This is a genomic window from Martinezella hainanensis, assembly GCF_900094555.1.
Classification (GTDB): Bacteria; Pseudomonadota; Alphaproteobacteria; order Rhizobiales; family Rhizobiaceae; genus Rhizobium; species Rhizobium hainanense.
The window spans coordinates 73,260-84,494 of record NZ_FMAC01000008.1; the positions used below are offsets into that span (position 1 = coordinate 73,260).

The 11,235-nt window shown below is 60.9% G+C and carries 9 protein-coding genes; 2 read left to right on the forward strand and 7 right to left on the reverse strand.

Features of this window, described 5'->3' with window-relative positions; genetic code table 11:
• Positions 1-11 precede the first annotated feature (11 nt).
• The gene (locus GA0061100_RS23680; RefSeq protein WP_075855246.1) at positions 12-1,220 is read right to left on the reverse strand and encodes an ABC transporter substrate-binding protein; all 1,209 of its coding nucleotides are present in this window, start codon (positions 1,218-1,220) and stop codon (positions 12-14) included.
• A 172-nt stretch (positions 1,221-1,392) separates the two neighbouring features.
• Between GA0061100_RS23680 and GA0061100_RS23685 the strand changes: the two genes are divergently transcribed.
• Positions 1,393-2,319: a LysR family transcriptional regulator gene (locus tag GA0061100_RS23685; RefSeq protein WP_075855248.1), complete on the forward strand. Its 927-nt coding sequence runs from the start codon at positions 1,393-1,395 to the stop codon at positions 2,317-2,319.
• A 12-nt stretch (positions 2,320-2,331) separates the two neighbouring features.
• Here the strand turns inward: GA0061100_RS23685 and galE are convergent, their stop codons facing one another.
• The 4 genes from galE to GA0061100_RS23705 all read right to left on the reverse strand — a co-directional run bounded on the left by galE (position 2,332) and on the right by GA0061100_RS23705 (position 6,326).
• Positions 2,332-3,369, reverse strand: coding sequence for a UDP-glucose 4-epimerase GalE (galE, locus tag GA0061100_RS23690; RefSeq protein ID WP_075855250.1), 1,038 nt, complete (start codon positions 3,367-3,369; stop codon positions 2,332-2,334).
• 405 nt (positions 3,370-3,774) lie between these two features.
• Positions 3,775-4,941, reverse strand: a complete 1,167-nt coding sequence (locus tag GA0061100_RS23695) for a pyridoxal phosphate-dependent aminotransferase (protein WP_075855252.1) — start codon at positions 4,939-4,941, stop codon at positions 3,775-3,777.
• 142 nt (positions 4,942-5,083) lie between these two features.
• Complete coding sequence (gene mscL / locus GA0061100_RS23700) at positions 5,084-5,509, reverse strand: large conductance mechanosensitive channel protein MscL (protein WP_075855254.1); 426 nt, start codon at positions 5,507-5,509, stop codon at positions 5,084-5,086.
• Between the two features lie 250 nt (positions 5,510-5,759).
• Positions 5,760-6,326: a TetR-like C-terminal domain-containing protein gene (locus GA0061100_RS23705; RefSeq protein WP_075855256.1), complete on the reverse strand. Its 567-nt coding sequence runs from the start codon at positions 6,324-6,326 to the stop codon at positions 5,760-5,762.
• 137 nt (positions 6,327-6,463) lie between these two features.
• Here GA0061100_RS23705 and GA0061100_RS23710 point away from each other — a divergent pair, with 137 nt between their 5' ends.
• Entirely contained in the window at positions 6,464-7,675 is a 1,212-nt protein-coding gene (locus GA0061100_RS23710; RefSeq protein ID WP_075855258.1) for an MFS transporter, read from the forward strand.
• A 111-nt stretch (positions 7,676-7,786) separates the two neighbouring features.
• Here GA0061100_RS23710 and GA0061100_RS23715 read toward each other — a convergent pair whose 3' ends face one another.
• Both GA0061100_RS23715 and GA0061100_RS23720 read right to left on the reverse strand, forming a co-directional pair.
• On the reverse strand, positions 7,787-9,997 hold the full coding sequence (locus GA0061100_RS23715; protein ID WP_075855260.1) for a 3-hydroxyacyl-CoA dehydrogenase NAD-binding domain-containing protein: 2,211 nt from the start codon (positions 9,995-9,997) through the stop codon (positions 7,787-7,789).
• A gap of 14 nt (positions 9,998-10,011) precedes the next feature.
• Positions 10,012-11,220, reverse strand: a complete 1,209-nt coding sequence (locus tag GA0061100_RS23720; protein ID WP_075855262.1) for an acetyl-CoA C-acetyltransferase — start codon at positions 11,218-11,220, stop codon at positions 10,012-10,014.
• Between the last annotated feature and the right edge of the window lie 15 nt (positions 11,221-11,235).

The window sequence follows — 11,235 nt, forward strand, 5'->3', positions numbered from 1 at the left end:
TGGTCCAAGCCCTATTGCTTGACGAGGTCGCAGCCGCTCTTGGCGGGATCGATATAGGCTTCCTTGCCCGGGATCGTCGCCAGCACGTTGAAGTAATCCCACGGCTCCTTGCTCTCTTCCGGCTTCTTGACCTGAAGCAGATACATGTCGTGGATCATGCGGCCGTTGGCGCCGACCGTGCCGCCACGACCGAAGAAGTCGTCGACGGGCATTTCGTGCAGTTGCTTGGCGACGGCCTCGGTATCGTCCGTGCCGGCCTTCTGCACAGCCTTCAGGTACTGCAGCACTGCTGAATAGGTGCCGGCATGGATCATGTTCGGCATCTTGCCGGTGCGGGCAAAGAAGCGCTTGCCGAACTCGCGGCTCTTGTCGTCGAGGTTCCAGTAATAGCCTTCCGTCAGCGTCAGACCTTGCGCCGCCTGCAGGCCGAGACCGTGAACTTCGGCCAGCGTGAAGAGCAGCGCCGCCAGATGCTGACCGCCCTGGGTGATGCCGAATTCGGAAGCCTGCTTGATGGCGTTGGACGTATCGAGGCCGGCATTGGCAAGGCCGATCACCTTGGCGCCGGACGACTGCGCCTGCAGCAGGAAGGACGAGAAATCATTGGTCGACAGCGGGTGGCGGACGGAACCCAGGATCTTGCCGCCGCTGGCCTTGACGAAATCGCTGGTCTGCTGCTCGAGGGAGTAGCCGAAGGCATAGTCCGCAGTCAGGAAGAACCAGGTGTCGCCACCCTGCTTGACCAGCGCGCCGCCGGTGCCGACGGCCAGAGCATGGGTGTCATAGGCCCAGTGGAAGCCGTAGGGCGAGCATTGCTTGCCGGTGAGATCGGTCGTGGCAGCGCCTGTGACGATGTCGATCTTCTTCTTTTCCTTGGCGACCGCCTGCACAGCGAGCGCGACCGAAGAGGTCGTCAACTCCATGATGGCGTCGACCTTGTCCTGGTCATACCATTGGCGGGCGATGTTGGAGGCGATATCGGGCTTGTTCTGGTGATCCGCATCGATGATCTCGATCGGCACGCCGAGAACCTTGCCACCGAAATCCTCGGCAGCCATCTTGGCGGCCTCGACCGACGATTTGCCGCCGAAGTCAGCATAGACGCCGGACTGGTCGTTAAGGATGCCGATCTTGACGACACCATCGGACGCGCCGGCGGCGAAGGCCGCGGTGCTGGTTGCAAGCAGAAATGCCAGGGACGCAATAAGACTCTTTCGCATATCCTCTCCTCCCAGAGATTTGGCAAAAATGAATCTGTTCAAAATTGGCCAGCCGCTTTCCTCAAAACGACTTTTCCCGAGAGGCAAGATCACGGAATTCGCGCGTTGACGCAAGTCGCGATTGCAACTAATTCCAAACAAGGTCTGTTCATTTTTGAACAGAGGAGGATGCATGAAGCGCACACCGCACTTTACCTGGGACGATCTGCAGTTTTTCCTCGCCGTTGCGCGAACCGGGCAGCTTTCGACTGCGGCGCGACAATTGCGCAGCAGCCACGCCACGGTCTCACGCCGTATCGACCGGCTGGAATTCGCCTTGAAAGTCAAGCTCTTCGAGCGCAATCCACGCGGCTACATGCTGACCAGCATGGGACAGCGCTTCGTCGATACCGCCGAGCACATGGAGCAGGAAACGGAGCGTCTTCGCGCCGATCTTTCTGCTGGATCGGCGGCACAACGGGGTGTTGTGCGCATCAGCGCGCCAGAGGGGTTTTCCAATTTCTTCTTCACCGGCGTCCTGCCGGAGTTCGCCGCCAGGCATCCGAATATCTCGCTCGAGCTGATCACCATTCAGCAGATCATGTCGCTCTCGCGCAAGGAGGCCGATATCGTCGTGGTGCTCGACCCGCCGAAAGCTGGCCCCTATTTCACCGAGAAACTGACGGACTACCACTTACAGGTCTACGGATCGCGCGATTACCTTGCCCGCCATCCGCCAATCGAAAGCCGCGATGACCTGCCTGACTTCGCCTTCATCGGTTATATCGAGGATATGATCTTCGCGCCGGGCCTGGACTATCTCGACGACGTCCACCCGCGCATCAGACCGCAGTTCCAGAGCTCAAGCATCTTTGCGCAGCTGACGGCGACGAAGAACGGCCAGGGGCTCTGTGTGCTGCCGTTCTTCATCGCCGGCAAGCATCCGGACCTGCAGGTAGTCCTGCCGCATGCGGTGGATCTCAAGCGCCACTACTGGATCACCTGCCACCGCGACCTGCGCCAATCGCCGCGCGTGCGCACCGTCATCGATTTTCTGACGGAGGCTGTGCGCAAGAACGCGCCGGCTTTTCTGGGACCTTGGAGAAGTAGCGACGGCTGAAGTCGCTCCCGGCTACGACATGCTCGGGGCGGCGTAGATCCTGCCGGCTCCGGCAGCATCGAAGCCCACACGCTCGGCAAGGCGAAGCTCCCAATCCAGCGAGGAGCGCACGATCGCTTCCAGGCTGTCGTATCTCGGCGCCCAGCCCAATTCGCGCCGGGCGAGCGTCGCATCTGCAACGATGCTCGCCATATCGCCGGGCCGGCGCGGCGCGATATGGATGCGGAAGGCGCGGCCATGGACGCGCATGACCATGTTGAGCACATCAAGCACGGAATAGCCGTGGCCATAACCGCAGTTGGCGACCAATGACCGCCCGCCGTCGCGCAGATGTCGCAACGCCATGAGATGCGCCTCAACGAGATCGCTGACATGGATATAGTCGCGGACGCCGGTGCCGTCATGCGTGGCATAGTCGGTGCCGTAGATATCCACCTGGCGGCGGCGGCCAAGGGCTGCCTCGCAGGCGACCTTGATGAGATGGGTGGCGCCATCGGTCGACTGACCAGCCCTCCCCTCTGGATCAGCGCCAGCGACATTGAAATAACGCAGCGCCACATAGCGGAAGTCATAGGCCGCGGCAGCATCGCGCAGCATCAGCTCGGACATCAGCTTGGATTGGCCATAGGGGGATTCGGGCCGCAGCGGCGCATTTTCGCTGACCGGCCGATCCGCGGGCTGCTGACCATAAACCGCAGCCGTGGACGAGAAAACGAAATGGCGGATGCCGGCCCTGACTGCCGCGCTCATCAAGGTGCGGGTCTTGCCGGTATTGTTCTCATAGTAGGCGAGAGGATCCTCGATCGACATCGGCACGACCGCCGAACCGGCGAAATGGATGATGGCCTCTATGTCGTTTTCGGCGAAAATCTGATACAGCAGCGCTTCGTCGGCGACATCGCCGAGATAGAAACGGGCAGCCGGCGGCACCGCCCAGCGAAAGCCTGTGGAGAGGCAATCGAGGACGACAACGTCCTCGCCCGCATCAAGCAATCTCCAGACCATGTGGCTGCCGATATATCCGGCTCCGCCCGTTACCAACACCGTCATTCGTCGCGTCCCCGCCAAGTCTTGTCGGTACCATATGAGGCCGCTTCCCCTGCGAAATTGATTAAAGGCGGGAGGTGGGGCGGGAAAGATTGCGGGAATGGTTAGAGTGGTCTTTCGCGGATCGATTGCATTTTATGGAATCGCTGAATCGCGTGATGCGGAGAGTGTTCACCCCCTCTGTCACTTCGTGACATCTCCCCCACAAGGGGGAGATTGGAAACTTGCGGCACCAACCCACCTCAAGTCAATTTTGTATCTGGAGAAACTGAAGCGCATCGCATTGTTAGGGGCGGCTGCAAACTCCAAACGATCTCCCCCCTTGTTGGGGAGATGTCCCGAAAGGGACAGAGGGGGGTATGCGGACCGACTAAAAGGAAGTTGCTAGCGCAACAGAACGGCTAGCTCCTACAGCCCCAAAATATACCGACTCAGCCTTTCCGCAGCATCCGCAACCTGCACGGGATCGCGCAGAAAGCAGGCGCGCATGAACAGCTCGCCGCCCTTTCCAAAGGCCGTCCCGGGCGCCAGACCGACGCCGGTCTTGTCGACGATGTCGATGGCCGCCTTGCGGCTATCGGTGACGCCGTCGATCCTGAGGAAGGAATAGAGCGCGCCATCCGGCTTCAGCGTCTGCACGCGATTGGTGGCAATCAACGCGTCGCAGAGGATATCGCGCGAGCGAGTGGCCTTGGCGATGTTGGAGCGGACGAAATCATCACCCTCGTTCAGCGCGGCAACCGCGCCCTTCTGCATGAATTGCGCGACGCCGGAGGTCGAATACTGCACGAGGTTTTCGATCACCTGTCCGAGCTCGGCTGGCGCAACGATCCAGCCAACGCGCCAACCGGTCATCGACCAGTTCTTCGAGAAGGAATTGACGAAGAGGATCTTGTCGTCCGCTTCCTTCACATCCAGGAAACTCGGCGCGCGGCCACCAGCGTAATAGTACAGCGCATAGATTTCGTCGGCCATGATCCAGAGATCGTGCTTGCGCGCCAATGCCAGAATATCGCGGAGATCCTGATGGGTCGCCGTCCAGCCGGTCGGGTTGGATGGGGTATTGATGAAGAGACCCTTGGTTTTCGGCGTGATCGCTGCCTCCAGCCGCCCGAGATCGAGCGACCATTTGCCGTGCTCGAACTGTAGCGGCACAGCGACGGAACGGGCGCCCGCAATCTCCAATGCCGCGGCGATATTCGGCCAGGCCGGAGAGAGATAGACCATCTCGTCGCCGGGAGAGGTGATCGCCTGCACGGAAAGCTGGATCGCCTGCATACCAGAGCCGACGACGTAGAAATTCTCCATCGGCAGGGAGGTACCGAAATGCCGGCCATAGTAATCGGCAAGCGCCTGGCGCAGCTCCGGAATGCCGCGCTGCCAAGTGTAAAAGGTTTCGCCGGCATTGAGCGAGGCCATAGCCGCGCGATTGATGAAATCCGGCGTCGGCAGATCGCCCTCGCCGACCCAGAGCGGCAGCAGACCCTCGCGGCCGCGGGCATAATTGACCACTTCGACGATCCCGCTTTCGGGTGCTGCGAGCGCGCGTGGGCTGAGGCTGTTCAGTATCGACATGCAAAGTCTCCGGTTTCTGCCTTCATAAAGCAGAGCAGCGGACAAATCCCATGACTTTGCCTTAGCGATCGATCGATTTTAGTGATGAATAAAGCCTCGGTCCTTTCGGACCGAGGCTTGCAAAGAAATTAAGTGAAACGTGTCAGCGCTTGGCGAGAAGATCGCGGATTTCCGTCAACAGCTGAACGTCGGCCGGCGGCGGCGCTGCCTCAGCAACTTTCTCTTCCTTGCGAGCGACCTGGGCCTGCAGAGCGTTCACGCCCTTGACCATGAGGAAGATGATCCAGGCGAGGATCAGGAAGTTGATGAGGACGGTGATGAAGCTACCGTAAGCGAGAACCGCACCCTGGGCGCGGGCGGCAGCGAGCGTCGGTGCATTGACCCCCGAAGCGAGGCCGACGAAGTAGTTCGAAAAATCGAAGCCGCCAAAAATCGCACCGACGATCGGCATGATGATATCGTCAACCAACGATTTCACGATGCCGCCGAAAGCGCCGCCAATGATCACGCCGACTGCGAGATCCATGACATTGCCACGGGCGATAAATGCCTTGAATTCATTAAGCATTGAGCAATCCCCTTCGCGTTGCCGTTGAATTCACTGATGATAATTAGCACCATCTTTTTCCTTATTTTTCAACAGCAAATTGACCGCGAGCCTCGTCCAGGCATGCATATCCCATGATAATTTCGCAGCTTTGGCAACTTTATCGTGCATATGTTCGACTACTTGTTCGTCAGTTGCGAGCAACCAAGCCGGAGCCACTGAATATGCTTAGCGGAGATCGAATGAGTCGCTCGGCATTGCCGATTGCGCATCAAGCCCCGGCTGCGCTCTCCGGCATTACCTTCGCAACGAGCCTGCGAACGTAGTCGGAGCCGGGCGCCTGATCGAAGAGGATGCGGTAGATGATCGGCGAGATGACGTGATCCATCAGGTCCGTCAAGGTGGGAAAGGGCTCGCCGCACTTCTCAGCCCGGGCAATGAAAACGGCAAGTTGATACCGCGTGTAGGTACCGCATTTTTCCGCATTTGCGCTGTCGGCTGCCGCAAGAACGTCGCGCAGCATTTGCCGGCCGACACCGGAGGCCATCTCATCGGCATATTGTTCGACCCAGGCCTCCAAATCTTCACGGGCGCTGCCGATGCTGGCCGGCTCACCCTCCGGCTGCAGATGCGACGCCGCCACATCCGCCAGAAGCTGTTGAAGATCGCCCCAGCGACGGTAGATCGTCGACGGCGTGACATTGGCACGCTGCGCAATCAGGGGGATTGTCACATCGGCGCGATCCATCGTTGCCAGCATGTCGCGGACGGATTGATGCACGGCAGCCTGCACTCTGGCGCTGCGTCCGCCGGGACGGGGATTTTCTCTGTAGCCCATAGGCCCTTGCCAATCTTTCCCTTTTGCCGATCGTGAATGACCAAGGGGCATTCACTAACGCAAATTATTTGCTTTTATACATCAGGCGACCTATATCCACCTAACGCAATCTTTTAGCTTTAGGCAGGATATAGTCGATGACTTCGCTCGATTCCACCGCCAGCACGCCGATTTCACCAGCAAGACGCCTGGCGCCGGCCTATTATGCCGCAACCAGCGCCTTGTTTTTGGCCGCCTCATCCGCACCGACGCCTCTCTACCGCCTTTACCAGCAGGCCTTCGCCTTCTCGCCGGTGCTGCTCACGGTGATCTTCGCCGTCTACGCCTTCTCCCTCCTCGCCGCGCTGCTCATCGTCGGCTCGATTTCCGACCATCTCGGCCGCCGTCCGGTGATCTTCGCTTCGATCCTCCTCAATATGGTGGCGATAGCGCTATTTTTAATGGCCAGGAGTCCGGATTGGCTGATTGCCGCCCGCATCGTGCAGGGCTTTGCCACGGGCACCGCAGTCAGTTCCATCGGTGCCGCCCTTGTCGATCTCGATCCGATCAGGGGATCGATCACCAACAGCCTTGCCCCGCTTGCCGGCATGGCGATCGGCGCGCTCGGCACAAGCCTGCTGATGCAGTTCGCGCCAGCCCCAACCGTGCTCGTCTATATCGTCACGCTTGCCCTGCTGGCGCTGCAAGCCGCGCTGCTATGGCTGGTGCCGGAGACAACGAACCGGCGGGCCGGCGTACTCGCATCGCTGAAGCCGGAAATCGCCGTTCCCCCGCAGGCGCGCCGGACGCTGCTGGCGCTGACGCCGATCAATATCGCCGTCTGGGCGCTTGCCGGCTTCTATCTGTCGCTGGTGCCTTCGCTCGTCAGCGCGACGACCGGCAGCACGGCGCCGCTGGTGGGCGGCTCCGTGGTCGCGGCCTTGACAATCAGCGGTGCTGCCGCCGTCTTCCTGCTGCGTAAGAGATCCGCCGCCACGATCATGAAGTTCGGCATACCGACCATGGCTCTCGGCATACTGACCATTATCGCCGGCATGCATGCGGCTGAAGTGCCGATCCTCGCCTTGGGAACTCTGATTGCCGGCTCGGGCTTCGGGGCGGCTTTCCTCGGCACCGTTAGAAGTATCATGCCGCTGGCAAAGCCGGACGAGCGCGCCGGGCTGCTCTCGGCCTTCTACATCCAGAGCTACCTCGCCTTCAGCGTACCCGCCATCCTCGCCGGCTTTTTGTCGAAAGCACTCGGCTTTACCGAGGCCGCCGACATCTATGCGGCGGCAATCCTTCTGCTCATCGGCTGGGGCGTCGTTGCCTTGCGATCCAGTCGGGAAAAGCTCTTGAGTGTTGCGTAATAATACACTTACATAACACTTCCCGCTTGGCGAACCTCTCGAGGACGAATGAAAAAGGGCCGCTCCCGACAGGAGCGGCCCACCATTTACGCTGACCAGATGGCTGCTGGCTCAAGCTGCCTTCGCGACGCGGTAGGGATCGAAACGCCCGTAGAAGGTCTCGCCCTTCGCCGCCATATCCTTCAGCAGCGCGGTCGGCTGGAAATGCGGGCCGTAGGCGGCTGCCAGCTTCTCGCAGAGCTCGACGAAAGCCTTGACGCCCATGCCGTCGATGTAGGACAGCGCGCCACCAGTATAGGGCGCAAAACCGAAGCCGAGGATGGAGCCGACATCGGCCTCGCGCGGATCGGTGACGATGCCTTCCTCGATGGTGCGAGCTGCCTCGAGCGCGATGGTGGCGAGGAAGCGCTGCTTCAGCACGGCGACATCGACATCATCGGCCTTCTTCTGCGGATAGAGATCCTTGAGGCCCGGCCAGAGCGACTTCTTCGCCGGCTTCGGCGGATAGTCGTAGAAGCCCTTGGCATTCTTCCGGCCCAGGCGGCCCTCACGCTCCACCAGATCGGTAACGAGCTGCATGTGACGCGGGTCGACTGCCTTCTCGCCGAGATCGGCGACGGTCGCCTTCAGGATCTTGTAGGAGAGATCGATGGCGACTTCGTCGTTCAGCGCCAGCGGTCCGACCGGCATGCCGGCCATCTTGGCGGCGTTCTCGATCATGGCAGCGGGCACGCCCTCGATCAGCATGTCATAGGCTTCATGGATATAGCGGAAGACGCAGCGATTGACGAAGAAGCCGCGCGTGTCGTTGACGACGATCGGCGTCTTCTTGATGGCGGCGACATAGTCGAGCGCGACGGCGAGCGCATGATCGCCGGTTTCCTTGCCGAGAATGACTTCGGTCAGCATCATCTTTTCGACCGGCGAGAAGAAGTGGACGCCGATGAAATCGGCCGGGCGCTTGGAGTTCTTCGCAAGGCCCGAGATCGGCAGAGTCGACGTGTTGGAGGCAAAGACGGCGCCTGCCGGCAGCACGGCCTCGACAGCCTCGATGACGGCCTTCTTGACTTCGCGATCCTCGAACACGGCTTCGATGACGAGATCGGCATCCTTCAGATCGGCATAATCGGCCGACGGCGTGATACGGGAAAGCAGAGCAGCACCCTCGTCCTGCGTCAGTCTCCCCTTACCGATCGAATCCTTGACCAGCCCTTCGCCGACACCCTTGCCCTTGATCGCGGCTTCGATGTCGCGGTCGATGAGCGTGACGGGAATGCCGGCCGCTGCGGTAACGTAAGCAATGGAGGCTCCCATGAAACCGGCGCCGACGACGCCGATCTTCTTCAGCTCCGTCTTCGGCTGGCCTGCAGGGCGGCGGGCGCCCTTGCCGAGTTCCTGCATGGAGATGAACAGCGAGCGGATCATCGAATAGGCTTCGGTGGTCTGCAGCACATGGGTGAAATAGCGCTGCTCGATCTTCAGGCCGGTATCGAATGGAACCTGCAGGCCTTCATAGACGCATTTGAGGATGGCGAGTGCAGCGGGATAATTACCCGATGTTTCGCGGCGCAGGATGGCGGGTGCTGCCGGCCAGAGCTGGGCTGCGGCAGGCGTCCAGATGCCGCCGCCTGGTGCCTTGAAGCCCTTTTCATCCCAGGGGGCGACGGGCTTCAGGCCGTCCTTGATCATCTGCTTGGCGGCGGAGATCAGCTGATCCGGCTCGACCACCTGATGCACGAGGTTCATCGCCTTGGCGCGGGCTGCCGTCAGCGACTGGCCCGTCGTCATCATCTGGAGGGCCGACTGCGCATCCGTCAGGCGCGCGATACGCTGCGTGCCGCCGGCACCGGGGAAGATGCCGACCTTGACCTCAGGCAGCGCGATCTTGACGCTCTTGGCGCTTGACGCGACGCGACCATGGCAGGCGAGCGACAGCTCGAAAGCGCCGCCCATGCAGGTGCCGTTGATGGCCGATACCCATGGCTTGCCGCAGGTTTCGAGCTTGCGGAAGAGGCCGGTCATGCGTCCGACGAGATTGAACAGCTTCTGCGCGGCCGCGGCCGGATCCTTCGCCTTCTCATCCTGATAGAAGGAGAACATCGACTTGATCATCGAGAGATCGGCACCACCGGAGAAGGAGGATTTGCCCGAGGTGAAGACCACGCCCTTGACGGCGGCATCGGCGACGGTCGCGTCGATGATGGCGTTCAGCTCTTCGAGGATTTCGGCGGTGAAGACGTTCATGGACTTGCCGGGCATGTCCCAGGTGACGAGCGCGATGCCGTCTGCGTCCGTTTCGACGGTGAAATTCGTATAGGCCATTGCTTTTCTCCCCCTCAGACGCGTTCGACGATCGTGGCGGTACCCATGCCGGCGCCGATGCAAAGCGTGACCAGCGCGGTGTTGAGATCGCGGCGTTCCAGTTCGTCAAGCACTGTGCCGAGGATCATCGCGCCGGTCGCGCCGAGCGGATGGCCCATGGCGATCGCGCCGCCATTGACGTTGATCTTGTCATGCGGAATTTCGAATGCCTGCATGTAACGCAGCACGACTGCGGCGAAGGCTTCGTTCAGCTCGAAAAGATCGATATCGGCAAGCGTCATGCCGGTGCGCTTCAAGAGCTTTTCGGTGACGTCGACCGGGCCGGTCAGCATTAGCGCCGGGTCGGAACCGATATTGGCGAAGGCCCTGATGCGGCCGCGCGGCTTCAAGCCCATGCTCTCACCGCCCGCCTTGGAGCCGAGCAGCACGGCAGCGGCACCATCGACGATGCCGGAGGAATTGCCGGCGTGATGGACGTAGTTGATGCGCTCGACTTCCGGATGCGCCTGAATGCCGACAGCCTCGAAGCCGCCCATCTCGCCCGGCATCTGGAAGGACGGGTTGAGGGAGGCGAGCGCCTGCATATCGGTGCCGGGACGCATATGCTCGTCGCGGTCGAGAATGGTCAGGCCGTTGATGTCCTTCACCGGAATGACCGAATTCTTGAAGTAGCCCTTTTCCCAGGCATTGGCCGCGCGCCTCTGGCTCTCGACGGCGTAGGCGTCGACATCATCGCGCGAGAAGCCGTATTTGGTGGCAATGAGATCGGCCGATACGCCCTGCGGCATGAAATAGGCCGGGAAGTTGACCGAGGGATCCATGAACCATGCGCCGCCGGACATGCCCAGGCCGACGCGCGACATGCTTTCGACACCGCCGGCGATGACGATATCATCGGCACCTTGCGCGATCTTCGCCGCGCCGAAATTCACGGCATCGAGGCCGGAGGCGCAGAAACGGGAAATCTGCATGCCGGGGGCCTTGGTGGAATAGCCTGCCTCGAAGGCGGCACCTCTCGGGATGACAGCGCCGGCTTCCATGACCGGATCGACGCAGCCCATGATGATGTCGTCAACCGTTTCGGTGTCGAGACCGTTGCGGTCGCGGAGTGCCTCAAGCGTCTTGGCGGCAAGGCGAACGGAGGGCACTTCGTGCAGCGACCCATCCTTCTTGCCGCGCCCGCGCGGCGTGCGCACGTGGTCGTAAATGAAAACCTCGGTCATGTGTCATCTCCCTGC